Here is a 15,820-nt window from a genome sequence, read left to right as displayed (position 1 = left end):
GCCGTCGCCCGCGTGCTCATGCCCCGATGCTCATGCCCCGTCGGCGACGCGCAGCACGATCTTGCCGATATGCGCGCTGCTCTCCATCAGCCGGTGCGCCTCGGCGGCCTCGCGCAGCGGGAAGGTGGCGTGGATCACCGGCCCGGCGGCGGCGCCCGATTCCAGCAGCGGCCAGACCTTCGCGCGCAGCGCCTCGGCGATCGCGCCCTTCTCGGCGGCGGTGCGCGGCCTGAGCGTCGAGCCGGTGACGACGAGGCGCTTCAGCATGATCGGCCGCAGATCGGCCTTCTCCGCCTCCGCCCCGCCCAGCGTCGCGATGATGACGAGGCGGCCGCCCTCGCCGAGGCAGCGCAGGTTGCGCCCGAAATAGGGGCCGCCCACCATGTCCAGCACCACGTCCACGCCGCGCTTGCCGGTCAGGCGGCGCACCTCCTCGACGAAGTCCTGCGCGCGGTAGTCGATCGCCGCGTCGGCGCCGAGCTTCAGCATCGCCTCGCACTTCGCCGCGCTGCCGGCGGTCGCGTACACCGTCGCGCCGAACGCCTTGGCGAGCTGGATCGCGGTGATGCCGATGCCCGAGGTGCCGCCATGCACCAGCAGCGTCTCGCCGGCCTGGAGGCGCCCGTGGCCGAACACGTTCACCCAGACGGTGAAGTAGGTCTCGGGCAGCGCCGCGGCGCGCAGCGCGTCGTAGCCGCGCGGCCAGGGCAGGGCCTGCGTCGCCGGCGCCACCACGTATTCCGCGTAGGCGCCGCCGTTGCAGAGGGCGCAGACCCGGTCGCCCACCCGCCAGCCGGTCACGCCCTCGCCCAGCGCCGCCACCTCGCCGGCCGCCTCCAGCCCCAGGATCGGGCTGGCGCCCGGCGGCGGCGGGTAGGCGCCCTGGCGCTGCGCCACCTCCGGCCGGTTCACCCCGGCGGCGAGCACGCGGATCAGCAGCTCGCCGGGGCCGGGATGGGGGAGGGGGGCGGTGGCCGGGCGCAGCACCTCGGGCGGGCCACCCTCGCCATGCGCCATGTAGAGCATCGTCTCGGGCAGTGCGGCCATCGCCTTGTCCTTCCTCACCGGGGCCGGCGCGATGCGGCGGCCATCCGCCGCCGCCGATACCGCCGGCGCCGGCCGCCGGGTCCACGAGACGCGGGAAACGACCGCCCGGCGCCCCCGGTTCGCCGGCGGGCGCGGAGGTTCCGCGCCGCCACCGCTCCCGTCAAGGGAGGCCGCCCCCGCCGGGAAACGGATCCCGGCACGGCTGATCCCGGGACGGCAGGGCTCCCGCTGGGGGGGCAGGGTGGGGCGGCGGCGCCCGGCACCGTTCCGGCCCGACCGAGTCGGGCGGGAACCGTTCAGCCCTCTGTCTTCGCGCATCTTCCGGGCCGCCGGGCCGATACGCCCGGCGTGAGGAGGCGCCGGCGACGCGCGGCCGCCCGTTCTGGCCGCCCACCCTGGCCGCCGGGACCGGATGGCCGAGACGGAGCGGCCGAGACGGGCGGCCACGACGGGACGGCACGGGGCCGCCGGCCGGACAGGGTTGCCAGCGGCGGCGCAGCGGCGGAACATCGGGCCGGCGTGCCTCTCCGTCTCCCCCGCCGCCTTCCGGCTCGCCGCCACCGCCCTCTCGCCAAGGAGATGAGATGCCCGCGATCCACGACCGGCCCTGGCGCCGCCGCGGCGTGCTGGGCGGACTGGTCGCGGGCGGCCTGTCGATTCCCGCCATCCGCCGGGTCCATGCCCAGGCCGGCGCCACGGGCGGGGCGGGCGGCGCGCCGGCGGGCGCCGCCGGTGGCGAGTACCGCCTCGGCGCGCTGTTCCCCTTCTCCGGCAACCTCGCCGTCCTGGGTGACGAAAGCTTCCGCGGGCTGGAACTGGCCGTGGAGGAGCGTAATGCCGGCCTGCCGGGCGCGGCGCCGGCGGCAGGCATGGCCGCGCCGGGGCATGGCGGCACCGGCCAAGGTGGCACCGGCCAAAGCGGCGGTCCGACGACCGGCCCAATGGGTGGCCCGATGGGCGGCCCGGCGGGCGGCAATCCCGCCGCCGGCCCGGCGAGTGCCCAGGGGAGTGCTGGCCAGGGGGGTGTTGGCCAGGGGGGTGTTGGCCAGGGGGCGGGCGCCCAGGGTGCGCAAGGGGGTGGCAGCCAGGGAACCGGCAGCCAGGGAGGCGGCGTCCAGGCTGTCGCGCCCCCGCCGGCCGGGCTGCTGGGGCGCCCGATCCGGCTGATCCGGGGCGACGCCGCCGACGGCACCCAGGCCCAGGCCGAGCTGCGCCGGCTGGCCGGCGCGGAGCGGGTGGGCTGCGTGTTCGGCAGCGCGGTCTCGGCCGTCGGCTTCGCCGCCTCGCAGCTCGCGGAGCTGCAGGGCCTGCCCTACTTCGAGCTGAACGCGGTCGCCGACGCGATCACCGAGCGCGGCTTCCGCTACACCTTCCGCACCGGCCCGCGCGCCGCCGACCTCGCGCGCGAGGCGGTCGAGACGATCACCGGCCCGCTCGCCCCGCTGCTCGGCCTGCCCGCCGAGACCATGCGCACCGCCGTGCTGCACGAGGACACGCTGGACGGGCAGAGCCTGGCCGCCGCGCTGGAGACGAGGCTGCGGGATGCCGCGTTGCCGGCGCCCGAGCGCCTGTCCTACGCCGCCCGGCCGGCGGAGCTGGCGAGCCTCGTGCAGCGCCTGCAGGGTGTGCGGACCGAGCTGGTGCTGCACCACGGCCAGCAGAACGACATCGTGCTGCTCTACCGCGCCATGCGCGAGGCCGGCTGGCGGCCGCGCATGGTGATCGGCCTCGGCGCCGGCTACGCCTTCGGCGACACGGCGCGCGCGGTCGGGCCCGACTTCGACGGCACGCTGAACGTGGACGTGCCGCAGTTCGAGGTGGGCGAGCAGATCGCGCCGGCGATCGGTCCCTTCGTCGAGGCGTACCGGCGCAAGTACGGCAGCGACCCGCGTTCCGGCCACTCGCTGGCCAGCTACGTCGGCGCGCGCATCGTGTTCGAGGCCTGGCAGCGCGCCGGCGCCGCCGACAAGGACCGGCTGCGCGCCGCGCTGCTGGCGCTCGACCTTCCCGAGCATGCCCTGGCCAATGGCTGGGGGGCACGCCTCGACGAGCGCGGCCAGAACGGGCGCGCGCGGCCCTACGTGACGCAGTGGCAGGGCGGGCGGCAGCTCACCGTCGCCCCGGCCGGGGCGGCGGTGGCGCCGCTGCGGGCGCGGCTCGGGCCGTAGCGTGCCGCATCCCGGCCTGCCGGACTTCCGGCCCGCCCCGGCCCGCCTGCCGCCCGGACGGCGCATCTACGCCGTGGGCGACATCCACGGCTGCGCCGCGCGCCTCGCCACGCTGCACGCCGCGATCGCCGACGACCTGCGCGCGCGCCCCGCGGAATCGCCCCTGCTGCTGCACCTCGGCGACTACGTGGACAAGGGCGCGGACAGCGCCGGCGTGCTGGCCCATCTCAGCGCCGGCCCGCCCGTCCCCGGCGTGCCGGTGCTGAACCTCACGGGCAACCACGAGGAGGCGATGCTCGCCGCCCTCGCGGGTGCCGCCGGGGACGTGGCGGACTGGCTCTGGTGCGGCGGCCGCCCGACGCTGGAAAGCTACGGGCTCGACCCCGGCGGCACGCCGGCGGCGTGGTCGGCCGCGATCCCGGCCGCGCACCTCGCCTTCCTGCGCGGCCTCGCCCTCTGCCACCGGGAAGGCGGCTACCTGTTCGTGCATGCCGGCATCCGCCCCGGCGTGCCGATCGAGCGGCAGACGCGCGACGACATGCTGCGCATCCGCAACAGCTTCCTGCACAGCGAGGCCGCGCACGGCGCCGTGGTGGTGCACGGCCACACGGCGCGCGCCGCGCCGGAGATACGCGCCAACCGCATCAACCTCGATACCGCCGCCTGGTCCGGCGGGCCGCTCACCTGCGGCGTGCTGGAGGAGGACCGGATCGGCTTCCTGGCGGCGTGAGGCGGCCCGCACGATCACGGCAAGACCCTGAATCGCCTCCGATCCTGCTCCGGCACGCGAAATCCCCCGCCATCCCCCTCGCCGCTCCCCGCATCACGCCCTGGGGCGGACATTCCCTGGCGGCCTTCGCACCTCACCGGATCGCGGGTTGACGGCGCGCTGCCGGCCGCGTCATGCTCGTTGCTCAATCCATTGTTTTTGCAGGTAGAATGGCCCTTGTCCCGACCCCGGCCCCGGCAACGGACGAGCAGGAGGATTGCGGCACGCCGGATGCGTCGCCGCTCTGCGGCCTCAGGGTGCTGGATTTCGGCCATACCGTCATGGGCCCTTCCTGCGGGCTGGTGCTGGCCGATCTCGGCGCCGAGGTGATCCGCATCGAGCCGCCGGGCGGCGAGCGCACGCGCCAGCTCGTCGGCTTCGGCGCCGGCTTCTTCGGCACCTACAACCGCAACAAGGCCAGCCTGGCGGTGGACCTCAAGCACCCCGAGGGGAAGCGGGTGATCGAGCGCCTCGTGCGCACCGCGGACGTGCTGCTGGAGAATTTCGCCCCCGGCACGATGGACCGGCTGGGCCTGGGCTGGGAGCCGCTGCACGCGCTGAACCCGCGCCTGATCTACTGCGCGCTCAAGGGCTACCTGCCCGGCCCCTACGAGCACCTGCCCTCGCTGGACGAGGTGGCGCAGATGCAGGGCGGCCTCGCCTACATGACCGGCCCGCCCGGCCAGCCGCTGCGCGCCGGCGCCAGCGTGGTGGACGTGATGGGCGGCCTGTTCGGCGCGATCGGCATCCTCGCCGCGCTGCGCCAGCGCGACGGCACCGGCCTCGGCCAGAAGGTCCACAGCGCGCTGTTCGAGGCGGTGGGCTTCCTGATGGCGCAGCACATGGCCGCCGCGGCGCTGAGCGGCGAGCCCACCCCGCCCATGACCGAGCGGCGCAGCGCCTGGGCCGTCTACGACGTGTTCGCCGCGGCCGACGGCCAGGTCTTCGTCGGCGTCACCAGCGACGCCCAGTGGCCGCGCTTCTGCGCCGCCTTCGGCCTGCCGGCGCTGGCCGACGACCCCGCCCTGGCCACCAACAACGACCGCGTGCGGGCGCGCGAGACGCTGCTGCCGCCGATCCGGGCGGTGCTGGCGCCGCTGCCGGTGGCGACGGTGCTGGAGCGTTGCCGCGCGGCGCTGATCCCCTGCGCGCCCGTGGCGCGGCCCGAGGAGCTGGCCGCCGACCCGCACCTGCAGGCCAGCGGCGGCCTCGCCGAGGTGGCGCTGGCCGGGGCGGACCCGGCGGCGTCGGTCCGCGCCATGCTGCCGCTGCTGCCGCTGCACATCGGCGGCGGGGTGCCGGGCCTGCGCCGGCAGCCGCCGCGCGTCGGCGAGGACACGATGGCGGTGCTGGCCAGCCTCGGCTACGGCGCCTCGGAGATACGCCGGATGGCGGCCGAGGGCATCATCGGGCTGGACGAGGACGAGGTGTAGAGCGGATCGCCGACGGGCGGACACGCCCGGCGGCGTGAATCCGCGCCGAGAACAACAAGTTACAGCGAACCGCAGTTCCAACCGGACTGCGGTTCGCTGTAGCCGGAAGCTCTCCCGCAGGTTCCGTGGCGGGTTCCGTGGCGGCCCCCTTTCGGGGAAGGCCCGTCCGCTACAGCGGCCGCGCCGGCACCCCGCCCACCCGCGCCCCCGCCGGCACCGGGGCCGCCACCGCCGCGCCGGCCGCCACCAGCGCCGACTCGCCCACCGCGACGCCCGGCCGCAGCACCGCGCCCGCCCCGATCACCGCCCGCGCCCCCACCGAGGCGCCGCCGGCCAGCACCGCGCCCGGCGCCACGTGCGCCGCCTCGCCGACCACGCAGTCGTGCTCGACGATCGCGCCGGTGTTGACCAGGGCGAGGTCCCCGACGCGCGCCTCCGGCCCGATCACCGCGCGCGCCATCGCCACCACGCCCGCGCCGAGCGTCGCGTGCCCGGAAACCAGCGCCGCCGGGTGCCGCAGCACCGGCAGCGCGTAGCCCGCGGCGAGCAGCAGGCCGCCCAGCCGCGCGCGCGCCGCGTTGTCGCCCACCGCGACGGCGGCCAGCGCCACGCCCTCCGCCCGCAGCCGCGCCAGCAGGTCGAGGCCGCCCAGCACCGGCACGCCCAGCAGGGCAGGGGCGCGCGGCGCCTCGTCCAGCACCCCGACCACCTCGTGGTCGCCCGCGGCCAGCAGCAGGTCCAGCACCGCCTTGCCGTGGCCGCCGGCGCCGACCAGGACCAGCCTCATTCGGCGGCCCGGGTGGTCGTTCCGCCGATGGGGCCGTCGGCGGCCCCGCCGGCGGGGCCGCGGGTGGGCCCGTCGGCCGCCCCGGCCGCCATCGGCGCCAGCAGCGGCACCGCGCCCGGCAGCGCGTCGCCGTGCCAGAGCCGGTCGAGCAGCGCCGCCGCCCGCGCCGCGCCCACGGCCGGCCCCGCCAGCTCGCGGAATTTCTCCGACAATTCGGCGTCCGAGAGCGGCGCGTCCGGGTCGCCCTTGCGCGTCGGCTGGTAGCGTTCCAGCACGCGGCCGCCATGCAGCGTCACCGTCACCCGCGCCGCGCGGCGGGCCGGGTAGGCGTCGGCGAGATCGGGGGCGAGGCTGACCGAGACGCGGCGCATCAGCGCGTGGATCGCCGGATCGGCGAGGTTCGCCGGCTCGAAGGCCGCGAGCCGCACCCCGCCGAGGCGCAGCAGCGCCGCCACGCAGTACTGGGCGCTGAAGCGCGCCTCGCTTTCCGTGCGCGCCTCCGGCCGGTCGCAGACCTCCTTGGTGGGGCCGTAGCCGGCGACATGGATGTGCGCCACCGCGTCCGCGCCGAAGCCGTGTTCCGACTGCAGGTCGCGCACCGCGTCGAGCGCCGCGAAGATGTGGCCGCAGCAGCCATGGTTCTTGAAGGTCATGGACGTGATGGCGAAGCGCTCGCCGAGCCCGTCCAGCGCCTTCGCCCACTTGCCGGCATCCTCGCTGGTCGCCGCCGCGAAGCCGACCGGCCCGTGCAGCACGTCGAGCGCGCCGGTCACCCCGGCGCGCGCCGCCAGCGCCGCCAGCGCGCCGGCCTCGGCGGCATGGCCCGGGTGCAGCGGCTTGCTCATCCCGTCCGAGCGGAAGGCCTGCTGCAACCCGCCCGCCATGGTGGCGGCGGTGGCGATGGCGTGCGCGGTCCGTTCCGCGTCGCAGCCCAGCAGCACGGCGACGGCGGTGGCGGCGCCGAAGGTGCCGACCGTGCCGGTGGTGTGCCAGTAGCGGTAGTGGCTGGGCTGCACGGCGAGGCCGATGCGGCAGGAGACCTCGTAGCCGGCGACGACGGCGCGCAGCAGCGCCGCCATGTCCGCCCCCTGGTCCTGCGCCGCCGCCAGCGCCGCGCCGATGGTGGGGCAGCCGGGGTGGTAGCCGGCATCGCGGTAGATGTCGTCGAACTCCACCGTGTGGCTGGCCGTGGCGTTGACCAGCGCGGCGGTGCGGAGCGGGGCGAGGCCGCCATCGGTGTAGAGCACGGAGCGCGCGCCCGGTCCGCCGCGCTCGCCGGCCAGCGCCGTGGTGAGCAGCGTCGCGGGCGGGCGCGAGGCGCCGGCGAGCAGGGCGGCGAACCAGTCCACCAGGGCGCGGCGGGCGTGGTGCTCGAGGTCGGGCGGCAGCGGGCGGCCGCGCCCGGGGGATGCCCAGGAGGCGGCGTGCTCGGCCAGCGGCAGCAGCGGGTTCTCGGTCATCGGTGGCGCTTCTCCCGTCCCAGGCGGTCGCATCGCAGCCGTTCATCGCTGCCCGGGGCGAGGATACCGCGCAGGGGCCGGCGGGTATGCCCTCGTCGTGGCGACAGGAGCCGCCGTGGAAACACGGCGTGGCCACCCGGCTGGAAGGAGGCCGCCGGGATCATGGAAAAAATCACTAGATTCAAAATATTGAGCGATTTCTCGGGGAGATTCCGGCGGATCGACCGGATCCTTATAATGGCATCTTTCGGCTGGAAACCGTGTCTTTTGAACCCTTATAAGGAACCCGATGGCGAAGCCGAAAAGCCTCACCCTGCAACTCCACGTCGACGGACGCTGGCACGACGCGGCCCGGCTGACCCTGGCCGAGCCCGAAGCCGGCTGGAGAAGTCCCACGACACTGGAATACGAGACCGACTATGCCTTCCGGGCGAATCCCGACTTCACCGACACGGTACGCGGCCATGCGGCCCTCAGCGTCCGGCTGCCGCCCTCTCTCGGCATCCATCGCTTCGCTACTTGGCCGCCCTTCCTGCTCGACCTGCTGCCCCAGGGCCATGCCCGCAGGGTGCTGACCGAGGCCCTGCAACTCGGGCCGGACGGTGATGCCTGCGACACGCCTCTCCTGCTGCGGGCGGGTGGCGGCCCGATCGGCAACATCCGCGTCAGGCAGGCCCGGGATGCCGAGCGGAAGCGGTTGCAGGGGGTGCGCCGGCCCGGCCTGGCATGGGACGAGATCGTCGCCCGCCACGACACCTTCGGCGAATTCGCGCGCGACTTCACGGCGGTCGCCAGCGGCACCTCCGGCGTGCAGGGAGGCTGGCCCAAGCTGCTGCTTACCCTCGACCGGGAAGGCCGCTGGCTGCCCGGTCCCATGGTCCCGGACGCCGAGGCCACGGACCACGCCATCGTCAAGTGGGCGGGTGACGGACAGGAGGCGACGTCGCTGATCCTGGCCTCCGAGGCACCCTATCTGGAGCTTGCCCGCGCCTTCGGCCTGCGTTGCGCCAGACCGCTCGATCATCGCGACGGCACGCTGCGCATCCCCCGCTTCGACCGCCATGTCGCCGGCGGCAAGGTCGTCCGGCTGGGGCAGGAGAGCATCGTGTCGGCCGCCGGCGTCGCCGCCTTCGCCCATCAGGCCGCGCACGAGAACTATCTGGCGGTCATCGGGACCTTCTGCGACGACCCGGCCGCCGAGGTGACGGAATACGTCCTTCGCGACGTGCTGAACCTGGCCCTGGGCAATCCCGACAACCACGGCCGCAACACGGCGCTGCAGAAGGGACCGGACGGCTCCGTCCGGCTGACGCCGCTCTACGATTTCTGCCCGATGCGCCTGGACCCCGGTGCCATCGCCCGCTCGACGACCTGGCGCTGCATGCGTGCCTTCAACGGCCCCAGCCGCGACCTCGATCCGGACTGGGCCGTGGTCTGCCGCGTCGCGGCCGACGGGGTGGCCGGGCTGACGGCGGCATCGCTGATGCGGGTCCTGGCGGAGCATGCCGATGCGCTGCGCCGGATGCCGGCGCTCGCCCGCCGGCTGGGGGTGGCGGATGCCGTGATCGGGCGTGCGATGGGCCGCTGCGAGGCCCTGGCCGACGCGCTGGCCGCCCTGGGCCGGGGCTGAGCGCATGCCGCGGGTCAGGAAGCCGGATGCCGGGACGCGGCGCACCCTGCGCCATCAGCTGCACGATGCCGTGGTGGCAGGTGGCCTGCCGTGGAGCGAGGCCGTCCGGCGGATGCGGAGCGCGCTCGGGATGACCCAGGAGCAGTTCGCCCGGGCCTTCAGGATCACCAAGCGGCAGGTGGCCGAGCTCGAGGCCGGCACCGCCAACCCGACGGTCGCGACGCTGGGCAGGCTCGGGCGCCCCTTCGGCTTCCGGGTCGGCTTCATCCATCCCGGGGACGAGGCGGCGACGGCCGGTCGCCCGGACGCCGCGTCGGACGACGCGTAGCGGCGCGCCCGGACGGCCGCCGGCGACGCCACCGCCCGCTCCCGGCCTACCCCGCGCCCGGCACGTCGTTCACCCGCGCCAGCACCTCGCGGTTCACCACCACGTCCGGGTCCAGATTCCCCGCGAAGTAGGTCAGCACGCTCTCGGCGCAGGACATCGCCATGCGGTGCAGGCCCTGCGCGGTGCTCGCCGCCGAATGCGGCGTCATCATCAGGTTCGGCGCGTCCAGCAGCGGCGAGCCGCGCGGCACCGGCTCCTCCCAGAACACGTCCACCCCGGCGCCGGCGAGGTGGCGGCCGTGCAGCGCCTCCGCCAGCGCCTCCTCGCGCACCACCGTGCCGCGCGCCGAGTTTACCAGCACCGCGCCCGGCTTCATGGCGGCGAGGAAGTCGCGATCCACCATCCCGCGCGTCTCCTCGTTCGAGGGGCAGTGCAGCGTCACCGCGTCCGCCTCGGCCAGCCCCGCCGCCAGCGTCCTCGCGGGCAGGCAGCCGGCGCCCTTGATCGTGTTGCCCGGCACGTAGGGGTCGTACACCAGCACCGTCATGCCGAAGGCGAGGCAGAGCCGCGCCACGCGCGCCCCGATCCGCCCGAAGCCGACGACCAGCACGGTGCGGCCGGCCAGGTCGAAGGTCGGCAGCTCCGGCCGCGGTCCCCAGGTGCCGGCGCGCACGTTGGCGTCGTAGGCGGCGAGCCGGCGCGCGGCGGCCAGCAGCAGCATCAGCGTGTGCTCGGCCACCGAGACGGCGTTGGCGTCCGGCGTCACGGTGAGCAGGATGTTGCGCTCGGTCAGCGCCGGCACGTCGATGGAATCGTAGCCGACGCCGTGGCGGCAGAGCAGGCGCAGCCGGCCCGCCGCCTCGATCACGGGCCGGTCGATGCGGGTGCTGCGCACCAGCACCGCATCCGCCTCGCCGATGCGCGCCAGCAGGGCCTCGCGCGTCACCTCCGGGATCGTCTCCACCGTGTAGCCGGCCGTCTCGCGCAGCCGGCGCACCGCGTCGGGGTGGAAGTGGTTGAGCATCAGGATGTGGGGCATGCGGTCTCCGAAGGGGCCGGTCGGGCCGGGGTCAGTCGGCCTGGGCGCCGGAGAGGCGCACCAGCCCGCCCCACTTGCCGATCTCGGCGCGCAGGAAGGCGGCGAAGGCGTCGGGATCGCTGCCGACCGGCACCGAGCCCTGCTCGGCCAGGCGCGCGCGCAGCCCGGGCTCGGCGAGCGCGGCCGCGACCTCGCGCGCGAGGCGGCCGAGGATGGCGGGCGGCGTGCCGGCGGGGGCGAGGACGCCGTTCCACAGCGCCACCTCGAAACCCGGCAGCGTCTCGGCGACGGTCGGCACCTCGGGCAGCAGGGCGGAGCGGCGCGCGGTGGTGACGGCCAGCGCCCGCAGCGAGCCCGCCCGCACGAAGCCGATCACCTCGACCAGGGGCGCGAAGACGAACTGGATCTTGTCGGCGAGCAGGTCCGTGTTGGCCGGCGCGCCGCCGCGATAGGGGACATGCGCCGCCTCGATCCCGGCGCGGGAGAGGAACAGCGAGGCGGCGAGGTGCTGCGAGCTGCCCGCGCCCGAGGAGCCGTAGTTCAGCGCCCCCGGCCGCGCCCTGGCCAGCGCGATCAGCCCCGCCACGTCCCGCGCCGGCACCGCCGGGTTCACCACCAGCAGGTTGGGCACGAAGGCCACCTGCGAGACGGGGGCGAAGTCGTTCGCCACGTCGAAGGGCAGGCGCCGGTAGAGCATGACGGCGGTGGGCAGCGAGCTGGTCGAGAACAGCAGCGTGTTGCCGTCCGGCGCCGCGCGCGCCACCGCCTCGGCGCCGATGTTGCCGCCGGCCCCCGGGCGGTTGTCGATCGTCACCGGCTGGCCGAGGCGGTGCGTGAGGGATTCGGCCAGCAGGCGCGCCGTGGTGTCGGTGCTGCCGCCGGGCGCCCAGGGCACGACGAGGCGGATCGGCCGGTCGGGCCAGGGCGACCCCTGCGCGCGGGCGGGGCGTGTGGCGAGCGCGAGGGCGCCTCCGGCGAGGACCAGGCTGCGGCGCCGCATCGTCGTTCCCCTGCTTCCGCCCTTGCGGCGAGCATCCCGCTTCCGCCCCGCACTGGCAAGCGAGGGTGGGCAAGCGAGGGCGGGCCAGCGAGCCGGGACAACGCATCCGGCCGCGGCTGGGACGGGCGGCATCATCGGACCGGCCGGCGCGCGGAGAGGGACGGAAGGTCATGGGCCCGAACCCGGCCGGACCGCTTCCCCGAGGTGATCGGCTTCGCCCGCTGCCCGGTCGCGTCGGTGCGGCCGGCGTGGCTGGAGGGTTCGGCCTCGGGCCGGGGCTCCGAGCGGCGTCGCAGCCCCTTCGGCAACCGGCCGGCCGCGCCCTCCCGCCTTCAGCGCCTGGAGCGACGGCCCGCCTGGCGCTTGGTTCGCGCCTTGGGTCGCGTCGCCCGCGCCTTGGGCCTGGCTGCCCGGACCTTGGGCCGCGCTTCCGCGACCCTGGGCCGCGTTGCCGCGGGGGCGGCGGGAAGGGGCTCGGGCGCGGGGATGCCGTCCGTTCCGACGTAGCGCTGGAGCGTCGCGCCGGCGGCGAGGTGCGGATAGGCATCGGCACCTTTGGACAGCGTCCTCGCGAAGGCGGCCACCTCGGCGTGGTCGTAACGGCGGATCGTCTGGACGAGCAGGAACGCCGCCTGCGCCGGCCGCATCCCGCGCCGGTGCAGCAGTTGCAGGTACCATTCGCGGGTGCGCAGCGGGCACCAGTCCACCAGGGCTTCCTGCAGGGCCAGGCGCACCTCGACCGGCAGCTCCTCGTAGGCCCGGTACGGGTCGCCCTTGAGCCTGCTGTAGGGCCTGGCCGCCATGCTGTTGTCCATGCCGGCCTTCTAGCGAAGGCGGCAGGGCGGGGAAATCGCGGTGCCAACCGCCTGGTGCTCGGCACGTATGCGCCGCGTCGAACACGGCCGCGGTTCCGCCCGCTCCACCGGCCCCGCCGCGACCTGGCCGGCCCCGCCGTGACGTCGCGCGAGGGCCGTTGCGCCGGCGTCAGGTCCCTGCCTAGGCTGACGGCCGTCCAGGAATACCGCCGGGCGCGGCAAACCCGCCCGGCCCGGGCCGCATGGCGCGGCCGGATCGCCGCCACGCACGAAGTCAGGGGGGAATCACTCTTGCTCACCATAGCGTTGCTGCTCGTCATCATCCTGGGGGCGCTCTCGATCGCCTACGGGATGGTCACCGCGAGGCAGGTCACCGGCATGGATGCCGGCACCGAGCGCATGCAGGAGATCGCGCGCGCCATCCAGGAAGGCGCTGCGGCCTATCTCCGGCGCCAGTACACCACGATCGCCATCGCCGGGCTGGTGCTGCTCCTGATCGTGGTCTGGCGGCTCGGCCTCGCCGCCGCGGTGGGCTTCGCGATCGGCGCGCTGCTGTCGGGGCTCGCGGGCTTCATCGGCATGAACGTCTCGGTGCGCGCCAACGTCCGCACCGCCCAGGCGGCGACGCGCTCGCTCGCGGCCGGGCTCGACGTGGCGTTCAAGGCGGGCGCCGTGACCGGGATGCTGGTCGCCGGCCTCGCCCTGCTCGGCGTCGCCGTCTACTTCTTCATCCTCGTCGTGCTGGGCGGCCACGCGCCGGACAGCCGGGTGGTGATCGACTCGCTGGTCGCCCTCGGCTTCGGCGCCTCGCTGATCTCGATCTTCGCGCGCCTCGGCGGCGGCATCTTCACCAAGGGCGCCGATGTGGGCGGCGACATGGTGGGCAAGGTCGAGGCCGGCATCCCCGAGGACGACCCCCGCAACCCCGCCACCATCGCCGACAACGTGGGCGACAACGTGGGCGATTGCGCCGGCATGGCGGCCGACCTGTTCGAGACCTACGCGGTGACCATGGTCGCCACCATGGTGCTGGCCGCGATCTCCTTCGCCGATCCGGGCATCCGGCTTGCCGCGATGCTGTTCCCGCTGGCGATCGGCGCGGTCTGCGTCGTCACCTCGATCGCCGGCACCTACTTCGTGAGGCTGCCGGCCAGCCAGTCGATCATGGGCGCGCTGTACCGCGGCCTGATCGTCACCGGCGTGCTCTCGCTGGTGGTGCTGCTGCCGCTGACGGCGCTGGTGTTCGGCGGGCTCTCGGTGCCGATGGCGGTGCGCGGCGTCGCCTTCACGCCGCTCTCGCTGTTCTGGTGCGGCGTGGTCGGCCTCGTGGTCACGGCGCTGATCGTCATCATCACCGAGTACTACACCGGCACCGGCTACCGCCCGGTCAAGGCGATCGCCGAGGCCTCGGTCACCGGCCACGGCACCAACGTCATCCGCGGCCTGGCCGTCTCGATGGAGAGCACGGCGCTGCCGGCGCTGGTGATCATCGCGGGCGTGCTCTGCGCCTACAACCTGGCCGGCCTGTTCGGCGTGGCCATCGCCACCACCACCATGCTGGGCGTGGCCGGCATGATCGTGGCGCTCGACGCCTTCGGCCCGGTGACGGACAACGCGGGCGGCATCGCCGAGATGGCGGGGCTGCCCAAGGAGATCCGCCACACCACGGACGCGCTGGACGCGGTGGGCAACACCACCAAGGCCGTCACCAAGGGCTACGCGATCGGCTCGGCCGGCCTCGGCGCGCTGGTGCTGTTCGCGGCCTACACGCAGGATCTCGGCTACTTCGCCGCCAACCCGGACCGCTTCCCCTACTTCGCGGGCATGGGGCCGGTCGATTTCTCGCTGGCCAACCCCTACGTGGTGGTCGGCCTGCTGTTCGGCGGGCTGCTGCCCTACCTGTTCGGCGGCATGTCGATGACCGCCGTCGGCCGCGCCGCGCAGGCGGTGGTGGAGGAGGTGCGGCGGCAGTTCCGCGAGAAGCCCGGCATCATGCAGGGCACCGACCGGCCCGACTACGGCCGCGCCGTGGACATGCTGACCCGCGCCGCGATCCGCGAGATGGTGGTCCCCTCGCTGCTGCCCGTGCTCTCGCCGCTGGTCTGCTACTTCCTGATCAACGCCATCGCCGGCAAGGCGGCGGCCTTCGCGGCGCTGGGGGCGATGCTGCTCGGCGTGATCGTCACCGGCCTGTTCGTCGCGATCTCCATGACCACGGGCGGCGGCGCCTGGGACAACGCCAAGAAGTACATCGAGGACGGGCACCATGGCGGCAAGGGCTCCGACGCGCACAAGGCGGCGGTGACCGGCGACACGGTGGGCGACCCGTACAAGGACACGGCCGGCCCGGCGGTGAACCCGATGATCAAGATCACCAACATCGTGGCGCTGCTGCTGCTGGCGATGCTGGCGCACTGAGGGCGGGGCATGGCTGCCGGGCCCCGGGGGCGGGTCCGGCGGCCGTCGCCGCCCGCCCGCGGTCGGGCCCCGGGGGGCGGGGGCAGGGCGGCGACTCCGGCAGGATCGTCTCCCACGAGGCCGCCGCCCATGACCCTCGACGCGTTCCGCCGCGCCACCACCGCGTCCGCGCCGCCGGCCGGGCTGCCCCCACCTCTCCTGGCGCTCTGGTGGGATGCGCGCGGCGCATGGGAGAGCGCGCACGCGCTGGTCCAGTCCGAGGACGGTGTTGAGGCGGCGCGGGTGCATGCCTATCTGCATCGCCGGGAAGGCGACCTCGCCGATGCCGACCACTGGTACCGCCGCGCAGGGCAAGGACGGCCCGGCGCCACGCTGGCGGAAGAGTGGACGGCCCTGGCGGAGAGCTGCCTGTCCTCGGGCCTGCCCCCGGATGCGTGCCCCGGCTGACCGCCCCACGGCGGCCGGAAGCGTCATCGGGACGCAAAAAAGGGCTTGTGGCCCATCCGGGGCGGGGATATACGCCCGCTCCCCGACGCACTCGCCGCCGGCGCTTCCGAGACCAACCGATCGCTCCGCAAGGCGCTTTCAGTAATCGGTTAAAGAAGTTCCTGGCGGCCGGATGCTTCGGTCGTTGTTTGACAGTCGAGCTGAAGACCTTCTGCCGAAAAGCAGAAAGTTTTTTCTTCCTCTTTACAGGCCGCTGCAAAGCGACTAAATGGAAGAAACCAGCACGGCTGGTTCGGTTGTTTGAAAATCACATCTGGTTCTTTGGAAGCGAGCAGGCTTTCCTGCCTCTTTCCCTTGCTCATGTCGGTCGATGGCCGGCCTGGTCTCACGGGAAGGATGCCGGGATGTTTGCGTCGAGAGTGGTGAGCGGAGCCTGATCGAAGGCGTCTGCGATGCCGGGCTTCGGCCCGGCGGCGCAA

14 protein-coding genes are annotated in these 15,820 nt (G+C 74.6%); 7 read left to right on the top strand and 7 right to left on the bottom strand.

Translation table 11 applies throughout. The features are described 5' to 3' along the window. Positions 1-30: 30 nt before the first annotated feature. A complete protein-coding gene (locus tag M0638_RS15495; protein ID WP_248667901.1) occupies positions 31-1,047 on the bottom strand; it encodes an NAD(P)H-quinone oxidoreductase in 1,017 nt (338 codons plus the stop codon). 584 nt (positions 1,048-1,631) lie between these two features. Here M0638_RS15495 and M0638_RS15490 point away from each other — a divergent pair. The 3 genes from M0638_RS15490 to M0638_RS15480 all read left to right on the top strand — a co-directional run bounded on the left by M0638_RS15490 (position 1,632) and on the right by M0638_RS15480 (position 5,417). Further along, a complete protein-coding gene (locus M0638_RS15490) occupies positions 1,632-3,215 on the top strand; it encodes an ABC transporter substrate-binding protein (RefSeq protein ID WP_248667900.1) in 1,584 nt (527 codons plus the stop codon). A 1-nt stretch (position 3,216) separates the two neighbouring features. Next, on the top strand, positions 3,217-3,945 hold the full coding sequence (locus tag M0638_RS15485; RefSeq protein WP_248667899.1) for a metallophosphoesterase: 729 nt from the start codon (positions 3,217-3,219) through the stop codon (positions 3,943-3,945). 209 nt (positions 3,946-4,154) lie between these two features. Next, the gene (locus M0638_RS15480) at positions 4,155-5,417 is read left to right on the top strand and encodes a CaiB/BaiF CoA transferase family protein (protein WP_248667898.1); all 1,263 of its coding nucleotides are present in this window, start codon (positions 4,155-4,157) and stop codon (positions 5,415-5,417) included. A gap of 169 nt (positions 5,418-5,586) precedes the next feature. Here M0638_RS15480 and M0638_RS15475 read toward each other — a convergent pair whose 3' ends face one another. Together M0638_RS15475 and M0638_RS15470 are read right to left on the bottom strand one after the other, a co-directional pair. Next, on the bottom strand, positions 5,587-6,204 hold the full coding sequence (locus tag M0638_RS15475; protein ID WP_248667897.1) for an acetyltransferase: 618 nt from the start codon (positions 6,202-6,204) through the stop codon (positions 5,587-5,589). After that, entirely contained in the window at positions 6,201-7,664 is a 1,464-nt protein-coding gene (locus M0638_RS15470; RefSeq protein ID WP_248667896.1) for an MmgE/PrpD family protein, read from the bottom strand. Before M0638_RS15470 ends, M0638_RS15475 begins: the two co-directional genes overlap by 4 nt. A 289-nt stretch (positions 7,665-7,953) precedes the next feature. Here M0638_RS15470 and M0638_RS15465 point away from each other — a divergent pair, with 289 nt between their 5' ends. Next, positions 7,954-9,294 carry a type II toxin-antitoxin system HipA family toxin gene (locus M0638_RS15465; RefSeq protein ID WP_248667895.1) on the top strand — a complete coding sequence of 447 codons (1,341 nt, stop codon included), beginning with the start codon at positions 7,954-7,956 and terminating at the stop codon, positions 9,292-9,294. A gap of 4 nt (positions 9,295-9,298) precedes the next feature. Continuing rightward, on the top strand, positions 9,299-9,622 hold the full coding sequence (locus tag M0638_RS15460) for a helix-turn-helix domain-containing protein (RefSeq protein WP_282572047.1): 324 nt from the start codon (positions 9,299-9,301) through the stop codon (positions 9,620-9,622). A 46-nt stretch (positions 9,623-9,668) separates the two neighbouring features. Here the strand turns inward: M0638_RS15460 and M0638_RS15455 are convergent, their stop codons facing one another. The 3 genes from M0638_RS15455 to M0638_RS15445 all read right to left on the bottom strand — a co-directional run bounded on the left by M0638_RS15455 (position 9,669) and on the right by M0638_RS15445 (position 12,476). Next, positions 9,669-10,661 carry a hydroxyacid dehydrogenase gene (locus M0638_RS15455; RefSeq protein WP_248667894.1) on the bottom strand — a complete coding sequence of 331 codons (993 nt, stop codon included), beginning with the start codon at positions 10,659-10,661 and terminating at the stop codon, positions 9,669-9,671. 31 nt (positions 10,662-10,692) lie between these two features. Then, positions 10,693-11,661: a Bug family tripartite tricarboxylate transporter substrate binding protein gene (locus M0638_RS15450; RefSeq protein ID WP_248667893.1), complete on the bottom strand. Its 969-nt coding sequence runs from the start codon at positions 11,659-11,661 to the stop codon at positions 10,693-10,695. A 332-nt stretch (positions 11,662-11,993) separates the two neighbouring features. Then, complete coding sequence (locus M0638_RS15445) at positions 11,994-12,476, bottom strand: DUF6525 family protein (protein WP_248667892.1); 483 nt, start codon at positions 12,474-12,476, stop codon at positions 11,994-11,996. 291 nt (positions 12,477-12,767) lie between these two features. On the opposite strand from M0638_RS15445, the gene M0638_RS15440 reads away from it, so the two are divergent. Together M0638_RS15440 and M0638_RS15435 are read left to right on the top strand one after the other, a co-directional pair. Next, positions 12,768-14,894 (top strand): sodium-translocating pyrophosphatase, encoded by a 2,127-nt coding sequence (locus M0638_RS15440; RefSeq protein WP_282572046.1) that lies wholly within the window; start codon positions 12,768-12,770, stop codon positions 14,892-14,894. Positions 14,895-15,023: 129 nt separating this feature from the next. Continuing rightward, complete coding sequence (locus tag M0638_RS15435) at positions 15,024-15,341, top strand: hypothetical protein (protein ID WP_248667891.1); 318 nt, start codon at positions 15,024-15,026, stop codon at positions 15,339-15,341. 149 nt (positions 15,342-15,490) lie between these two features. Here M0638_RS15435 and M0638_RS15430 read toward each other — a convergent pair whose 3' ends face one another. Then, positions 15,491-15,703: a hypothetical protein gene (locus tag M0638_RS15430; RefSeq protein WP_248667890.1), complete on the bottom strand. Its 213-nt coding sequence runs from the start codon at positions 15,701-15,703 to the stop codon at positions 15,491-15,493. Between the last annotated feature and the right edge of the window lie 117 nt (positions 15,704-15,820).

The organism is Roseomonas acroporae (assembly GCF_023223525.1).
GTDB lineage: Bacteria > Pseudomonadota > Alphaproteobacteria > Acetobacterales > Acetobacteraceae > Roseomonas_E > Roseomonas_E acroporae.
This window is presented reverse-complemented; position numbering and strand designations above follow the sequence as displayed.

Coding starts and splice junctions, on each gene's coding strand:
- M0638_RS15495 (WP_248667901.1), bottom strand. CDS start 1,047: ATGGCCGCACTGCCCGAGACGATGCTCTACATGGCGCATGGCGAGGGT.
- M0638_RS15490 (WP_248667900.1), top strand. CDS start 1,632: ATGCCCGCGATCCACGACCGGCCCTGGCGCCGCCGCGGCGTGCTGGGC.
- M0638_RS15480 (WP_248667898.1), top strand. CDS start 4,155: ATGGCCCTTGTCCCGACCCCGGCCCCGGCAACGGACGAGCAGGAGGAT.
- M0638_RS15475 (WP_248667897.1), bottom strand. CDS start 6,204: ATGAGGCTGGTCCTGGTCGGCGCCGGCGGCCACGGCAAGGCGGTGCTG.
- M0638_RS15470 (WP_248667896.1), bottom strand. CDS start 7,664: ATGACCGAGAACCCGCTGCTGCCGCTGGCCGAGCACGCCGCCTCCTGG.
- M0638_RS15465 (WP_248667895.1), top strand. CDS start 7,954: ATGGCGAAGCCGAAAAGCCTCACCCTGCAACTCCACGTCGACGGACGC.
- M0638_RS15460 (WP_282572047.1), top strand. CDS start 9,299: ATGCCGCGGGTCAGGAAGCCGGATGCCGGGACGCGGCGCACCCTGCGC.
- M0638_RS15455 (WP_248667894.1), bottom strand. CDS start 10,661: ATGCCCCACATCCTGATGCTCAACCACTTCCACCCCGACGCGGTGCGC.
- M0638_RS15450 (WP_248667893.1), bottom strand. CDS start 11,661: ATGCGGCGCCGCAGCCTGGTCCTCGCCGGAGGCGCCCTCGCGCTCGCC.
- M0638_RS15445 (WP_248667892.1), bottom strand. CDS start 12,476: ATGGACAACAGCATGGCGGCCAGGCCCTACAGCAGGCTCAAGGGCGAC.
- M0638_RS15435 (WP_248667891.1), top strand. CDS start 15,024: ATGACCCTCGACGCGTTCCGCCGCGCCACCACCGCGTCCGCGCCGCCG.
- M0638_RS15430 (WP_248667890.1), bottom strand. CDS start 15,703: ATGAGCAAGGGAAAGAGGCAGGAAAGCCTGCTCGCTTCCAAAGAACCA.